Origin of the sequence: Kitasatospora sp. NBC_00039 (assembly GCF_045160625.1) — a bacterium.
In the GTDB taxonomy this organism is placed as follows: domain Bacteria; phylum Actinomycetota; class Actinomycetes; order Streptomycetales; family Streptomycetaceae; genus Kitasatospora.
Genome location: NZ_CP108290.1, coordinates 159,691 through 173,562, shown reverse-complemented (window position 1 = coordinate 173,562; position 13,872 = coordinate 159,691). Strand labels below are relative to the sequence as shown.

Annotated in this window: 14 protein-coding genes and 1 pseudogene; 5 read left to right on the top strand and 10 right to left on the bottom strand. The window is 71.1% G+C overall.

Annotated features, from left to right (window positions below; genetic code table 11):
• The first annotated feature begins 53 nt into the window (after positions 1-53).
• Positions 54-1,226 (top strand): xylose isomerase, encoded by a 1,173-nt coding sequence (gene xylA, locus OG286_RS37015; protein ID WP_331741313.1) that lies wholly within the window; start codon positions 54-56, stop codon positions 1,224-1,226.
• 140 nt (positions 1,227-1,366) lie between these two features.
• Here the strand turns inward: xylA and yjfF are convergent, their stop codons facing one another.
• From yjfF to OG286_RS36985, 6 genes and pseudogenes are all read right to left on the bottom strand, one after another.
• Positions 1,367-2,263, bottom strand: a complete 897-nt coding sequence (yjfF, locus tag OG286_RS37010) for a galactofuranose ABC transporter, permease protein YjfF (protein WP_405366115.1) — start codon at positions 2,261-2,263, stop codon at positions 1,367-1,369.
• A gap of 71 nt (positions 2,264-2,334) precedes the next feature.
• Positions 2,335-2,730: pseudogene (locus OG286_RS37005) on the bottom strand (ABC transporter permease); the annotation flags it as partial.
• Between the two features lie 252 nt (positions 2,731-2,982).
• Positions 2,983-3,729: a hypothetical protein gene (locus OG286_RS37000; protein ID WP_331741308.1), complete on the bottom strand. Its 747-nt coding sequence runs from the start codon at positions 3,727-3,729 to the stop codon at positions 2,983-2,985.
• 20 nt (positions 3,730-3,749) lie between these two features.
• Positions 3,750-4,253, bottom strand: coding sequence for a SigE family RNA polymerase sigma factor (locus tag OG286_RS36995; RefSeq protein ID WP_331741306.1), 504 nt, complete (start codon positions 4,251-4,253; stop codon positions 3,750-3,752).
• A 526-nt stretch (positions 4,254-4,779) separates the two neighbouring features.
• Positions 4,780-6,483 carry a DUF885 domain-containing protein gene (locus OG286_RS36990; protein ID WP_331741303.1) on the bottom strand — a complete coding sequence of 568 codons (1,704 nt, stop codon included), beginning with the start codon at positions 6,481-6,483 and terminating at the stop codon, positions 4,780-4,782.
• Between the two features lie 245 nt (positions 6,484-6,728).
• On the bottom strand, positions 6,729-7,256 hold the full coding sequence (locus OG286_RS36985) for an SRPBCC family protein (protein WP_331741301.1): 528 nt from the start codon (positions 7,254-7,256) through the stop codon (positions 6,729-6,731).
• Between OG286_RS36985 and OG286_RS36980 the strand changes: the two genes are divergently transcribed.
• Both OG286_RS36980 and OG286_RS36975 read left to right on the top strand, forming a co-directional pair.
• Entirely contained in the window at positions 7,255-7,923 is a 669-nt protein-coding gene (locus tag OG286_RS36980) for an XRE family transcriptional regulator (protein ID WP_331741299.1), read from the top strand. The genes OG286_RS36985 and OG286_RS36980 overlap by 2 nt on opposite strands.
• Positions 7,924-8,152: 229 nt before the next feature.
• On the top strand, positions 8,153-9,199 hold the full coding sequence (locus OG286_RS36975) for a cation diffusion facilitator family transporter (protein WP_331741296.1): 1,047 nt from the start codon (positions 8,153-8,155) through the stop codon (positions 9,197-9,199).
• A 221-nt stretch (positions 9,200-9,420) separates the two neighbouring features.
• On the opposite strand, the gene OG286_RS36970 is transcribed toward OG286_RS36975, so the two are convergent.
• Both OG286_RS36970 and OG286_RS36965 read right to left on the bottom strand, forming a co-directional pair.
• The gene (locus OG286_RS36970; protein WP_331741294.1) at positions 9,421-10,374 is read right to left on the bottom strand and encodes an NmrA/HSCARG family protein; all 954 of its coding nucleotides are present in this window, start codon (positions 10,372-10,374) and stop codon (positions 9,421-9,423) included.
• Positions 10,375-10,591: 217 nt separating this feature from the next.
• Entirely contained in the window at positions 10,592-10,963 is a 372-nt protein-coding gene (locus OG286_RS36965) for a hypothetical protein (RefSeq protein ID WP_331741293.1), read from the bottom strand.
• A gap of 97 nt (positions 10,964-11,060) precedes the next feature.
• Between OG286_RS36965 and OG286_RS36960 the strand changes: the two genes are divergently transcribed.
• Positions 11,061-11,912: an aldo/keto reductase gene (locus OG286_RS36960; protein WP_331741291.1), complete on the top strand. Its 852-nt coding sequence runs from the start codon at positions 11,061-11,063 to the stop codon at positions 11,910-11,912.
• 341 nt (positions 11,913-12,253) lie between these two features.
• On the opposite strand, the gene OG286_RS36955 is transcribed toward OG286_RS36960, so the two are convergent.
• Positions 12,254-12,460, bottom strand: a complete 207-nt coding sequence (locus tag OG286_RS36955) for a MarR family transcriptional regulator (RefSeq protein ID WP_405358707.1) — start codon at positions 12,458-12,460, stop codon at positions 12,254-12,256.
• Between the two features lie 64 nt (positions 12,461-12,524).
• Positions 12,525-12,845 (bottom strand): hypothetical protein, encoded by a 321-nt coding sequence (locus OG286_RS36950; RefSeq protein ID WP_331741290.1) that lies wholly within the window; start codon positions 12,843-12,845, stop codon positions 12,525-12,527.
• A 222-nt stretch (positions 12,846-13,067) separates the two neighbouring features.
• Here OG286_RS36950 and OG286_RS36945 point away from each other — a divergent pair, with 222 nt between their 5' ends.
• On the top strand, positions 13,068-13,691 hold the full coding sequence (locus OG286_RS36945) for a hypothetical protein (protein ID WP_331741288.1): 624 nt from the start codon (positions 13,068-13,070) through the stop codon (positions 13,689-13,691).
• Positions 13,692-13,872 lie beyond the last annotated feature (181 nt).

The window sequence follows — 13,872 nt, the reverse complement described above, 5'->3', positions numbered from 1 at the left end:
AATTTGTTGAGAGCCATGACAAATACCCCTCCGCACTGATCCGGAGCCGCTCCATGTCCAGCGACCCGCTCGTCCCCACCCCCGCGCACAAGTTCACCTTCGGTCTGTGGACCGTCGGCTGGCAGGGGCGCGACCCCTTCGGGGACGCGACCCGCCCCGCTCTCGACCCGGTCGAGAGCGTGCAGCGGCTGGCCGAACTCGGCGCCTACGGCGTCACCTTCCACGACGACGACCTGATCCCCTTCGGCGCGAGCGACGCCGGACGCGAGCAGGCGGTCAAGCGCTTCCGCACCGCGCTGGACGCCGCCGGGCTGAAGGTCCCGATGGCGACCACCAACCTCTTCACCCACCCCGTCTTCAAGGACGGTGCCTTCACCGCCAACGACCGCGGCGTGCGGCGCTACGCGCTGCGCAAGACGATCCGCAACATCGACCTGGCCGCAGAGCTCGGCGCCTCGGTCTACGTCGCCTGGGGCGGTCGCGAGGGCGCGGAGTCCGGCGCGGCCAAGGACGTGCGCACCGCGCTCGACCGGCTGAAGGAGGCCTTCGACCTGCTGGGCGAGTACGTCGGGCAGCAGGGTTACGACCTGCGCTTCGCGATCGAGCCCAAGCCCAACGAGCCGCGCGGCGACATCCTGCTGCCCACCGTCGGCCACGCCCTCGCGTTCATCAACGCGCTGGAGCGGCCCGAGCGGGTCGGTGTCAACCCGGAGGTCGGCCACGAGCAGATGGCCGGCCTGAACTTCCCGCACGGCATCGCCCAGGCACTGTGGCACGGCAAGCTGTTCCACATCGACCTCAACGGCCAGTCCGGCATCAAGTACGACCAGGACCTGCGCTTCGGAGCGGGAGACCTGCGGCAGGCCTTCTGGCTGGTCGACCTGCTGGAGTCGGCCGGCTACGACGGCCCCCGGCACTTCGACTTCAAGCCGCCGCGCACCGAGGACTTCGACGGCGTCTGGGCCTCGGCGGCCGGCTGCATGCGCAACTACCTGCTGCTGGCCGAGCGTTCCCGCGCCTTCCGGGCCGACCCGGAGGTACAGGCCGCGCTCGCCGCCTCCCGGCTGCCCGAACTCGCCCTCCCCACGGCCGAGGACGGCCTGGCCGGCCTGCTGGCGGACCGCTCCGCCTTCGAGGAGTTCGACGTCGACGCCGCCGCGCGGCGCGGCATGGCCTTCGAGCAGCTGGACCAGCTGGCCCTGGAACACCTGCTCGGCGCTCGCTGACGCCAGCCGTGACGAAACCGGGTCATGCCGGTGGCACGACCCGGCTCCCGATGCTCGGCGCACCGCCGGTGCGGTCGGGCCGAGCGCCGGTCCGCCTCCCCGGCACGGCCGGGGCGGGTCGGCCGGGGTGGCGTGGTGTCCTATCGACGGCGGACGGTGTTCAGGCGCTGGAGGACGATGAAGACGAACAGCAGCCCGCCGATCACGATCCTGGTCCACCATGAGCTGAGGGTGCCCTGGAAGCTGATGACGGTCTGGATCAGGCCCAGCACCAGCACACCCAGCACGGTGCCCAGCAGGTAGCCGGAGCCGCCGGTGAGCAGCGTGCCGCCGATCACCACGGCGGCGATCGCGTCCAGTTCCAGGCCGACCGCGTGCAGGCCGTAGCCGGAGAGCATGTAGAAGGTGAGCAGCACACCGCCGAGCGCCGAGCAGAAGCCGCTGATCGCGTACACGGTGGTCTTGGTCCGCCCCACCGGCAGGCCCATCAGCAGAGCGGACTGCTCGCTGCCGCCGAGCGCGTACACGTTCCGCCCGAGCCGGGTGTAGTGCAGCACGACGAACCCGGCTGCCAGCACCAGCAGCGCGATCAGCACACTCGGCGAGACGAACAGGTCACCGAGCGGGATCCGGGTCTGCGCCATCGCCGTGTACGACGGGTCCGTGATGGAGATCGACTCGATGCTGATCGTGTAGCACAGGCCGCGGGCCAGGAACATGCCCGCCAGCGTCACGATGAAGGGCTGGATCTCGAAGGTGTGGATGACCCACCCCATCACCCAACCGCCGGCCGTGCCCATCAGCAGCACCAGCGGGATGACCACCAGCGGCGGCCAGCCGTGCCGCTCCACCAGCCAGGCGGAGACCATGGTGGACAGCGCCACCACCGCACCGACCGACAGGTCGATGCCGCCGGTCAGCACGACGAAGGTCATCCCGACCGCGACCACGAGCAGGAAGGCGTTGTCGATCAGCAGGTTGAGCAGCACCTGCCCGGAGAAGAACCCGTCGTACTGCACCGAGCCGACGGTGAACATCGACACCAGCAGGACGGAGGTGACCAGCAGCGGGATCTGCTCGCGGACTCTGGTCAGCAGGGCGTTGGCGTTCACGCGCCGACCTCCCGGTTGGTCGTGGCGGCGGCGGGACTCGGCCGGACACCGCTCCGGCGACCGGCGTCGCGCCGGGCGAGCTTGGCACGGAAGTTCGGCGACTGGATCAGGCAGACCGTGATGACCACGCAGGCCTTGAAGACCAGCGTGGTCTCCGGCGGGATGCCGATGGTGTAGACGGTGGTGGAGAGGGTCTGGATGATCAGCGCGCCCAGGACGGTGCCGCCGATCGAGAACCGGCCGCCGTTGAGCGAGGTCCCGCCGATCACGACCGCGAGGATGGCGTCGAGTTCGATCCACAGCCCGGCGTTGTTGCCGTCCGCCGCCGAGACGTTCGAGGAGACCATCAGTCCGGCGACCGCCGCGCACAGCGCACTGAACACGTACACCAGGGCGAGGGCGGTTCGTCACTGTCGCCGGTGGTGGGCGAGGTGCGGCCGGTGCCGTCGTAGGCGTCCAGCCGACCACCTCGGAGTCCAGCCGGGAGTCGGCCAGGTACAGCACGAGTACCTGCTGGCGCACTACCGCGGCCTCGGCGGTCCGCGCGGTGGGGATCGGTTCGGTCGTCACGCCATCGTCTCCTTCGGGCGGTTGGAGACCCGGGTCACCCAGTGGTGCCGGGTACGGAGTACCCGTGCCGCGGCTCAGCTCGGCGCGTCCATCGGGACACCCTGGAGCACTGCGGCCACCTGAGGGGCGCGGACGAGGGCTTCGAGGTCGTCCAGTGGGGCCGGGCCGACGTCGTGGCCGCCGCCGCTGGGAACACCGCCGAGTCCGAACACCCTTCCCTGCGGGGTGGCCAGCGTGACGCCGGTGACCGGGTTCGTGGTGCCCTTGCTCAGCCAGCCGGTCGCGCCGTCCGGGAGGGTGACCGACCGGCAGTCCACGAAGTACGCCTGCCCGGCAGGCCCGGCCGCGTCGCAGGGGCTGCGCGGGTACGTCCCGGCCGGGAGTGGGTTGCCCATGACGGCCGCGACCGCCACGGTGCCTCCGTCCTCGCGGACCAGCTCGAAAGTGGTCGGGCCACTGCCGTCGACGACGTTCACGTAGCCCGCCGGAAGACTCGCCCGCAGCGCGGCGAGCATCCGGTCGTGCAACTTGTCGAACTGGTCCATGCCGTCCTGGCGCACCGGCCCGCCCGCGCCCCCGGCCGCCGGCCCCACCGACGTCGGGCGCGACCCCACCGCTACCACCGCGCCCGTCCCGCACAGCGCCAGCACGGCCAGCGCGCCCGCCCCGACCGCCAGCCGCCTCCTGCGGCGCAACCTGCGACCGCCTCTCCGCACCTCGTCCAGCACCTGCGGCGGGGCCGGCTCCGGCTGCGCCAACACCTCCTGGAACAGGGCGGCGGTCATCCGGTGGACCTGCTCTGCGTCGTTCTGCGATGTCATGCCTCTCTCCTCTCCCCGCGTCAGATTGCGGCGATCTCGCTGAGCGACTCCCCGAGGATCGCCCGCAGCTGGGCCAGGCCCCGGTGTGCGTCGGAGCGCACGGCTCCGGTGCTCACGCCGAGGATCGCCGAGGTCTCCTCGATGCTCTGGTCCTCCCAGTAGCGCAGCACCAGGACGGCCCGGTAGCGGGGCGACACCTGGGCAAGCGCCGCCAGCAGGGCGAGCCGTCGGTCGCTGTCCGGCCCGGCCGCGGCCTGCTCCGGCAGGTCCAGGCCGGTGAGTTCACCGCTGGAACGCCGGCGCCGGCCGTCGATGTAGGTGCGGGTCAGCGTGGTACGGGCGTAGCCCGCCGCGGACTGCGGGTCCCGAAGGCGGGACCACCGCGCGTACAGCTTGATCAGCGTGGCCTGCACCAGGTCCTCGGCCCGGTGCCAGTCACCGCACAGCAGATACGCCGTACGGCGCAGCGCCGCGTAGCGCGCCGCGACGAACTCGTCGAACTGACTCTCACGTTCCGGTGACATCCGATCCCGGCCCCCTGCCCCGATTCCCGGCGCCGTCGTACCGGCGCCACCAGTAGTCACGCATCGGGCCGCGCGAAATGTTGCGCCGAACGGCCGCCCGTCAGCCGCCGATCAACTCGCGCCACTCCGCGACCTTCACGGGCGCCACCACGCCCGCCCCAGCCGCCGCCCGCGCAGTACTCGGACACCCCGCCTGCCGCGCCCAGCGCCCCTGGCGCCAGCGCCCACGCCCACACCGGCAACTGCCCGCGTATCAGCAGAGAGCAACAGAAGAACCATCAGCGCCCTGGTCGATGTGGCCCGGTGACCACAGTGCGACCACCAGCTGACGCAACAACAGAAAGAAGCCCCGGACGAAGACTCATATGTCACCCTCTCACAGCGGTCACGTGTCTCAGCGTGGTCGTGGTAGGGCGGGCGCCCCAACGACACTGGACCTCACATCGGGGCGCTGCCCTGGGGGGCTCCTCGCCCCGCCAGGACAGCGCGGTTCGGCGGTGCGCGGCTCGTCCGACGCTGTCGGGACCTACAGCGCCGAGAGGTTGCCGACCAGATCGTCCAGGCCCAGGGAGCCCTGGGAGAGGGCCTTCATGTGCCAGGTCTTGAGGTCGAAGGAGGGGCCCTGGCGCCGCCGGGCGGCTTCGCGGCCTGCCAGCCAGGCGCGTTCGCCGAGCTTGTACCCGATGGCCTGGCCCGGCCAGCCCAGGTAGCGGTCGATCTGGCCGCACCGCTCCTCGGCCGAGGCGCCGTTGTAGGTGGCCATGAACTCCGTGGCCAGGGCCGGGGTCCAGCGCTCGCCGGGATGGAAGCCGGAGTCGGCGGGGATGGCGAGCCGCAGGTGCATCCCGATGTCGATGATCACCCGGATGGTCCGCAGCATCTGCTCGTCCAGGAAGCCCATGCGGTAGCCGGGTTCGGCGAAGAACCCCAGGTCGTCCATGAGCCGCTCGGCGTACAGTGCCCAGCCCTCGATGTTGGCGCTGACGATGCCCAGCGTGGCCTGGTAGCGGCTCAGCCGGTCGGCCACGGCGACCCACTGGGCGAGCTGCAGGTGGTGGCCTGGCACGCCCTCGTGGTACCAGGTGCTGACGAGCTGCCAGGTCGGGAAGGACTCCCGGCCGAGTGTGGGCAGGTAGGTCCGGCCGGGGCGGCTGAAGTCGAGGCTGGGGCCCGAGTAGTAGGGCCCTCCGACGCTGCCCGCGGGCGCGATCAGGGACTCGACCTTGCGTATCGGTCCGGTGATGTCGAAGTGGCGGCCGTCGAGGGCATCGATCGCCCCGTCCATGAGCTGCTGCAGCCAGTCGCGGATGCCCTCCTCACCCTTGACCGCGTGGCCGCGCCGCTCCAGGTGGTGCATGGCCTCCAGCGGAGTCGAGCCGGGCAGGACGCCGGCGGCCGCGGCCCGCATGTCGGCGAGCGTCCCGTGGAACTCGCTCCAGGCCCAGTCGTACGCCTCCTCCAGGTCGAGGTCGGCGCCGGTGTTGTAGCGGGCGGCACGCAGGTAGCGCTCGGGGCCGACGGCGTCCGGCGTGCCGGCGGCGGCGGGGGCGTAGGTGTCCCGCATCCAGTCCCGGAACTCCGCGACCGCGGCGGTGGCTCGCAGGGCGGCGGCGTCCAGTTCGGCGCGGAGCGATTCGGGACCGCCCGCGACGAAGCCGGCGAACCAGCCGGCGCCGGCGCCCGCCTGCGGTCCGGCCGCCCGGTCGACCGTTCCTCCGGTCCAGGCGGTGAGCTGGCCGATGACCACGTCCACCTGGCGCGGGGCCGCGAGCAGGTCGCGGGAGATCCCCTTGGTGAGGGTGGCCCGGTAACCGTCCAGTGCGCCGGGGAGATTACGCAGTCGCCCGGCCACGGCCGCCCAGTCCTCGTCGGTGGCGGTGGGCATGAAGGTGAAGATGTCCCGGACCTGGTGGACGTGGGCGCCGATCGCCCGCAGCTGGCGGTAGTTGTCACCGGCGTCCTGGACGGCGAGTTCGGCGGTGAGTCGCTCCCGCAGCAGCCTGGCGCAGGCCAGCTCGGCGGGATCGGCCGTCACCGGGGCGGCGTCGAGTGCGGCGAGGGCACGGCGTGCGATCTCGGCGTGGGCCTCGAAGCCCTCCGGCGAGAGGTCCGGCTGCCGGTCGTCGCCGGGGTGCAGGCCCAGCCATGCGGATTCCAGCGGGTCGTGCGCTGCGACCTGGTCGAGGTAGCTGTCGGCGATGGCGCGTGGGGTGGTCCGTTCATCTGACATGCCAGCATCATGACGCACTGTCATCCGGAGCGGTCAGGCGCGGTCACTCTGCTCGTCCTGTCCCCACGCACCCCGTTCCGGAACCGGGACCGCCCGATTGTGACGTGCTTCCTGGCCGCCTGGCTCCGGAATCCGGCCTTCCATCCGGTCAAGTGACGGACTCGGCTGCTCTCGGCCCGCGGCTCAGGTCACGCCGCGCCGCAGCCACAGCAGCAGCGACGCGGTCAGCGTCGGCAGCAGCGCTCTCAACGGCGGGCTTGCGCCGCCCTGCTCGCGAGTGTGTCGACGGCTTGCTGGAACTGGCGTCGCCAGCGTGGGGCGATCATCGGCTTGGTCAGGCCGATGACCGTGCCGTCGAACACCTCGGTATTGCCGATTCGGGTTCCCCCTCCAACCCTCGCGTTGAAGGTCCACAGATGGCAGGAGCGCACCCCGTTGACATCGCCGGACCAGGAGACGCGACGAGCGGACTCGGCGATGCCGACGGTGACGTGGTCGGTGGTGGTTCCGGCGGGAAAACCGAGGCGGAGAGTCTGGTCGAAGGTCGCACCCGCCGCGAATCCGGGCGGTCCGGTCCATTCGGCGCCCTCGTGCAACGGCGACCAGGACGGCCAGCTGCCCAGGTCGCTCCAGAGCGCCCAGACGTCCTGCGGGTCGGCAGGGCTGTCGGCTGTCGCGGTGACGATGAGCGTCTTCCAACTGGGCTCGGCCACCCCGACCCCCTCCAGACAGAACTGGACATCCGGGTGAGCGGCTGGGTTCTGGCTCGTCATGCTCGACTCCTCTCGGGTACATTATCTCGGAACTCAGATGCAATATCCTGGTCGCGGAGGCAGTGCGGTGTCAACAGATCCGGCAGAGGCAGTCAGCGCGACGTTGGCGGCGAATCTGCGGGCAGGTAGAAGAGAGCGCGGCTGGCGCCTGGAAGACCTCGCCTCTCGCAGCGGAGTCAGCCGCGGCATGCTCCAGCAGATCGAGACCGGGCAGACCAATCCCAGCATCGCGACGGTCGCCCGCATCTGCGTCACACTCGGGATCTCCATCGGACAGCTCGTCGAACCGCCCGACGATCTCGGCCACGTGACGACCGCCGCCGACATCGACGTCCGGCGAGCCGGACGTGCCAGCGAGGCGAGGCTGCTCATCAACGACGGCCAAGCGCCGTTCGTCGAACTGTGGGATTTCGTCATCGCGCCGAACGACGAGATCAGCTCACACGCCCATCCCACCGGCACTCGCGAGTTGATCCACCTGCATCAGGGACAACTCGACGTCGAGGTCGGCGGAGCCTCGTTCCACGTCCCGGAAGGCGGGTCGGTACGCATCCGGGGCGACCGGGCCCACGTGTACCGAAACCCGACCGCTCAGCCGGTCCGGCTCACCATGACCGTGGTCTACCTCGGCAACCAGGACCCGCGCTACACCCGGCCCGCCCTATGACACAGTCCTCGTTCCGGGGGGTCTGCAAAAGAACGACTCTGTCCCGTCATCGGTGGTAGCGCTCTGTGGTCATCACTCAGGGACTCGCCGCTCCGGCGGGACCGAAATCGGGCAGTCACTCGAGACTCCTGCTGATCATGCGTAATCCGAAGGCGATCGGGCATCCGCCCGGTGTGAGACCCACCAGTCGTGAGCCGCCCGTGCCGGCCCACCGTGCGCGAGGCGCAGGATGACTCCGGGCGACGGAGCCGTCCGCTCCCCGCCGGGGGGCAGGCGCGCCCGAACCGACCGCGAGACCCGGGGCACGGTCGTCGTGGCGTTGCTGGCCAACGTGGTGATCGCTGCGGCGAAGGTGGTGGCAGGGACGGTCGCGCCCTCGCCCGCGCTGCTCGCCGAGGCCGCGCACTCGGTCGCCGACAGCATCAACGAAGTGTTCCTGCTCGCCTCGTTGAGCCGCAGTCGGCGCCGGGCCGACGCCCGCCACCCGTTCGGTTACGGCAAGGAACGATTCTTCTGGTCCCTGCTGGCCGCAGTCGGCATCTTCGTGACCGGCGGCTGCTTCTCCTTCTACCAGGGTCTGCACACCTGGCTGTCGCCACCGTCGGAGCCCGAGAGGTTCCTCGCGGTCTACATCGTCCTGGTCGTGGCGCTGCTCGCGGAGGGTTCCTCGCTCGCCCGGGCCGTCTTCCAGCTGCGCCGGCAGGCCCGGGCACACGGATCTCCGCTCATGCGGCAGATCAGGCAGCCCGGCGACCCCACGGTGCGGACCGTACTCGCCGAGGACTCCACCGCGGTGGTCGGCGTGCTGATCGCGGCCGGCGGCGTCGCGGGCCACCAGATCACCGGTTCCCCCGACTGGGAGGCGGCTGCGGCGCTGGCCATCGGCGCGCTCCTCATCGCGGTGGCGTACCGCCTCGGCCGCGAGGCCCAGAGCCTGCTCGTGGGGCAGGCGGTCGATCCACGTCTACAGCAGCGGGCGCATGCGCTCCTGGCCGGGCAGGAGGAGATCGACACGGTGACGACCCTGCTGACGATGCGGCTCGGGGCCGACTCGGCCCTGCTGGCGGCACGCGTCGACCTGCGCGAGGGGCTGGACAGCGAGGAGGTGGAGGAGGTGTGTGTGCGGATCAAACAAGAGCTGCGGGAGGTTTGCCCCGCCTTCGACCAGGTCTTCCTCGACATCATCGACGCCGGCAGTGCGGAGCGGGCCCGGGCCCACTCCCTGAAGGAGGAGCTCGACCGCGTCGTCGCCGAGCAGGACGATCGCGGAGAGTGATCCCTTCGTACGGCAGGCCGCGGTGTCGGCAGGCCGCCCGCAAGTGGCGGTCGGCCCGCCGGACGGCCCGTTACGGCTGGTCCCGGCTCATGGTTGGACCGGCCCACGATGTCCAGGTCGGCAGTTTCTCAGCCGGTCAGGCTCGTCTTCGGTCGGCGCGAGGACGCTCTGCCCCAGAACCGTGCGGTCCTGCCGCCGATGGGCTTCCACCTGGCCGCCTCTCACTGCCACGCAGTGCGCAGCTCGTCGCGGTGGACATCGAGCCAGGTCCGGAAGTCCTGCAACTCGGGATTGAGTTCGCGAACGGCGTCCAGGTCGCGTGCGAGGGTGAACTGCTCCTCGCAGTCGGCGTAGTACTGGAACATGTTCCCCGCCTCGTCCGCGCCGGGAAAGCCCAGGGCACGAAAGGCGTCCGGTGTCATGGGCAGGTACTCGGCCGGGACGCCGACGGCCTCCGTGATGGCCGCGGCCATCTCGCCGACTCCCAGGTGCTCGCCGGCGATGCTGACGGTGGCGCCGATGAGATCGGTACCACGCTTGAGGACGGCGAGCGCGGTTTTGCCGATGTCGGCAACGGCGATGCCTGAGAGCCGGCTCGTGCCCATCGGGAACGAGAGCCGGAGAGTGCCGTCCTCAGCGCGCTGCGGGGCGAAGGCGCCGAGGAGGTTCTCCCAGTAGAACGTGGTGCGCAGGAACGTCGTCGGGACTCCGGCCTCGGTGAAGTAGTGATCGGCCTCCGCCTTGCCGTCGAAGTGCGGCACGTTGTACGAGCCCTGGAGGGTGGGCATGCGCCCGTCGTCGAGCGGAATGCACACGCGGGTGTCTTCCAGGGTCGACCAGACGGCGTGCTGCACCCCGGCGTGCCCGGCGGCCGTCGCGAGGGCGGCGGCCTGCGCCTTCTCGCGTTCCGCGGACATGTGTTCCCAGAAGTTGGTCACGAGGTACGCGCCGTAGGCGCCCTCGAAAGCCGGGCCGAGACTCGCCTCGTCGTCCAGGTCCGCCCGGACCACCTCGGCACCGGCCCTCGCCAGTTCCCGGGCGGGATCCGAGTCGGGCTTGCGGGTGACGGCGCGGACCGTGAATCCACTGCCCTGGTCCGCCAGGATGGCTCTTGTCAGGGCTCCGCCCTGGGACCCGGTCGCACCGACCACCGTAATGATCTTTCTCTCGGTCATGACGCCCTTCCCTCGTGCACTCCGCATCCCGGATCAACGACTCCAGCGCAACCCATGCCGCCTACCTCGGCAAGCCGAACGAGGCACGACGTCGTCGGCCCGCGTGGAGGTCACCCCGACCGGTACGTCGGCGCGGCCCCCGGCGCGCACCCGCGAAGCTGCCCCGCTCGCCGGCCGGCACCAGGACAGCCCTGTCCGAATCAGCGGGGTACCGGCCTCAGGACCGGTCGGGCTGTTGTGCGGGGTGAGGGGTGTTCCAGCTGGCGAGGAGGTCGAGGGTGTCGGCGTCGCGGCTCCCGGGCGGGACACTGCACAGGATGAGGTAGAGACCGTCGTCGGCGGTGAGCCGGGTGGTCTCGTAGGTGAAGGTGAGGTCGCCGACGAGAGGGCAGTTGAGGCGTTTCGCGCCGGCGCGGTGATGGCGGACGTCGTACCGGGCCCAGCGTTCGCGGAAGGTGTCACCGCGGGTGGACAGCTCGCCGATGAGGTCGGAGAGGGCCTTGTCGTGCGGCCGACCTCGGCGCGCAGGGTGGCGACGGTCTGGTCCGCGCGGCGGCCGGATGCCGAGCCCCGGTCCTTGAAGGAGCATGACGCCGTGAGCGCCGCCGGCATCCTGACCTCGGTCGCCGGAGCCACCGACTGACCCGCCATCCTCCCGACCACCAGGTCCTCCAGGAGAGTCCCCCGTGCAGCACGTCACCCTGAACAACGGCGTCCGGACGCCGATCCTCGGCTTCGGCGTCTACCAGATCCCGTCGGACAAGACCGAGCAGGCCGTCTCCGAGGCCCTCGCCGCCGGCTACCGGCTGCTGGACACCGCCGCCGCCTACGGCAACGAGGAGGCCGTCGGCCACGCCATCAAGAACAGCGGCATCCCGTGCCAGGAGCTGTTCGTCACCACCAAGCTCTGGGTCCAGGACGCGCCGGCCCAGGACAACACCCGCCGCGCCCTGGAAACCTCGCTGGCCAAGCTCGGCCTGGACCACGTCGACCTGTACCTGATGCACCAGCCCTTCGGCGACGTGTACGGCCAATGGCGCGCCATGGAGACCGCCAACCGTGAGGGCCTGGCCAAGGCGATCGGCGTCGCCAACTTCTACCCCGACCGCCTCCTGGACCTGGTCCTCAACAACGGGATCACCCCGCAGGTCAACCAGATCGAGACCCACCCCTTCTTCCAGCGCAACCCCGACCACGACCTCATGCGCGAGCACGGAGTCCAGCACCAGGCATGGGGCGGCTTCGCCGAAGGCAAGAACGACCTGTTCACCCACCCCGCCCTCGGCACGATCGGCGCGGCGCACGGCAAGTCCGTGGCCCAGGTCGTGCTCCGCTGGCTCATCCAGCGCGACATCGTCACCATCCCCAAGTCGGTCGACCCCGACCGGATGGCACAGAACATCGACGTCTTCGACTTCGAGCTCAGCGACGACGAGATGGCCCGCATCGCAGCTCTCGACACCGGCGCCACGCTGTTCTTCGACCACCACGACCCCGAGATGGTCGCATGGCTCTGCAAGCGTCGCCTGGACAGCTGAGCCACTGCAGCGCAGCTCGCCGCGCCCGCCGGACGGCGAAAGCCCCGGACTTCGGGCGCCACCGAACCCGCGGGCTGAACGGCCTCCAGGGCCGTCGGGCGCGCGGGTTCATGCCATGGACCCTCCGAGAAGATGCGACCGTCCGGGCCGCCCTCGACGAACGGGGCCCGTGTCGGATCGTGCAGGATTCAGGGCCTGGCGACCGCCCATCCGCTGGAGGGATCAGTCAGACCCGCGGGCGGGCTCGGGGCCACCACCCCCGCCACTCCTGTGAGCCAGGACCTCGCCGCGCTCCTGGTCGGCCTTGTTGCAGGTCGGTGCCAGCAGGTCGAGCAGTGCGCTCACACTGAGCCCGGCCTCGGGCAGGGCCTCAGCCAGGTGCCGGAGGCGATGCGGTAGTGGTTGCGGCGGCCGGTGCGGGTGCGGGCGAGGTAGCCCGCCTGTTCGAGGTCCGCGACGATCGCCTGCACGGCGCGTTCCGTCAGCTGGACCTCTAGTGCGATGTCGCGAAGCCTGACGCCGGGGTCGCGGGCGATCGCCGCAAGCACCCGGGCGACAATCACCCTTCTCACCGGGCACCCGTCTTACCGACCCTGTAGCCGGTGGAGGATGTCACCCCTCGTGGGACTCAGCCGCCCATTGCCCAGCGAGCACCTGTACACGCTGGAGGGCAGCGTCGACCGACGCAGGCGCCCGGTAACCGTGAGCGGGCGCTTCGATGACGCCGACGCGAGGCGAGGCCAGGAAGACCAAGGCCTCGGCAACCTCCTCCGCACCAACGCGCCGGTCGCGACCGCGCAGCTCGCGCCTGAGCGCTGCGATGTCCAGCCATCCGCCCTCCTGGAACGGATCCTCGGCCTCGGCGATCAGGATGTCCAGCCGCGTGCGTTCGAGCCGGGTTCGGCGGCGTTGAGCGTCCCAGGTCTTACGCAACGGTTCGATGCGCTGGTCAGCGCGGAGCGCAGAACCGAGGCCCGACTCCCCTGTGCTGCCGGACCGGCCTGTGCGACGACCAGCATGTCCCCGACCGCCACTCTGCGTGAGGCCCGGTCGAGCCGCCGCCCGTCGGCTGGCCCGGCCGCCGGTCCCGGGCGGGCCCGCTGCTAGCATCCGCGGAGCTCGAACAGTGGATCAAGGCGGACAGGACGGGGCAGGATGCAGCACAGCGGAGCCGAGGAGCAGGCGCAGGTGCCGGCACGGCGCCGTAGGATCGTCGTCGGCATCGCCGCCGGGGCGTGCCTGCTGGGACTGGCGGGCACCGGTGGACTGATCCTCACGTACGGACACGACAGCGCGCCGAGCGGTGCCCCGGCCGACCTCTCGTCACCTACGCCACCGGCCCCGGCCCCGTCCTTTCCGGCGAGCCCCTCGCCGTCGGAGTCCGTTCTGCCGCAGGAGCCGTCGCCGACCGCGTCCGCCGTCGAGGACGCGTCGCCGACCGGGGCTCCCTCGAGCCCGGCGCCGCCCGCACCCACCCCTCCCGCGGCCGGACGGGCGACCGCCGCGCAGGGGCGAGCCTCCGCCGCGCCCACCAACTCGCCCGCCGCGGCCAAGCCTTCGCCTCGTGCGTCGGCGAAGGCCGGCCCGGATCTGCCGAACGGCTGGACAATTCCGCCCAGGCCCGAGCCGACGCTGCCGCCGCGGCCGGCCGACTGCCCGCCCGGATACCTCCCGCCGACCTGGGACGGATCCTGCCACCCCCTCGGTCCGGTGATCACGCCGCCCCCGATGACCGTCCCGCCGCAGCCGAACGTGCTGCCCAGCACCGTGCCCCGCTGACACCGGCCGCCGTCACCGTCACCGACCGCTGCGACCAGAGCCAGTTGACGGGCGCGTCCTGCTTCTTGCGTGGTGCGCTCTCGTCCGTAGCCCTTCAATGCGGCTTCCACCGCCGCCGGCAGGCCGTCCAGGAGTGAGGGCCCGTCGTGGACTACGTGCCGCACCGCACACGTGCTCCGGC

Coding starts and splice junctions, on each gene's coding strand:
- OG286_RS36945 (WP_331741288.1), top strand. CDS start 13,068: ATGCAGCACAGCGGAGCCGAGGAGCAGGCGCAGGTGCCGGCACGGCGC.
- OG286_RS36995 (WP_331741306.1), bottom strand. CDS start 4,253: ATGTCACCGGAACGTGAGAGTCAGTTCGACGAGTTCGTCGCGGCGCGC.
- xylA (WP_331741313.1), top strand. CDS start 54: ATGTCCAGCGACCCGCTCGTCCCCACCCCCGCGCACAAGTTCACCTTC.
- OG286_RS36965 (WP_331741293.1), bottom strand. CDS start 10,963: ATGCTCCTTCAAGGACCGGGGCTCGGCATCCGGCCGCCGCGCGGACCA.
- OG286_RS36975 (WP_331741296.1), top strand. CDS start 8,153: ATGACTCCGGGCGACGGAGCCGTCCGCTCCCCGCCGGGGGGCAGGCGC.
- yjfF (WP_405366115.1), bottom strand. CDS start 2,263: ATGTTCACCGTCGGCTCGGTGCAGTACGACGGGTTCTTCTCCGGGCAG.
- OG286_RS36980 (WP_331741299.1), top strand. CDS start 7,255: ATGCTCGACTCCTCTCGGGTACATTATCTCGGAACTCAGATGCAATAT.
- OG286_RS36990 (WP_331741303.1), bottom strand. CDS start 6,483: ATGTCAGATGAACGGACCACCCCACGCGCCATCGCCGACAGCTACCTC.
- OG286_RS36985 (WP_331741301.1), bottom strand. CDS start 7,256: ATGACGAGCCAGAACCCAGCCGCTCACCCGGATGTCCAGTTCTGTCTG.
- OG286_RS37000 (WP_331741308.1), bottom strand. CDS start 3,729: ATGACATCGCAGAACGACGCAGAGCAGGTCCACCGGATGACCGCCGCC.
- OG286_RS36970 (WP_331741294.1), bottom strand. CDS start 10,374: ATGACCGAGAGAAAGATCATTACGGTGGTCGGTGCGACCGGGTCCCAG.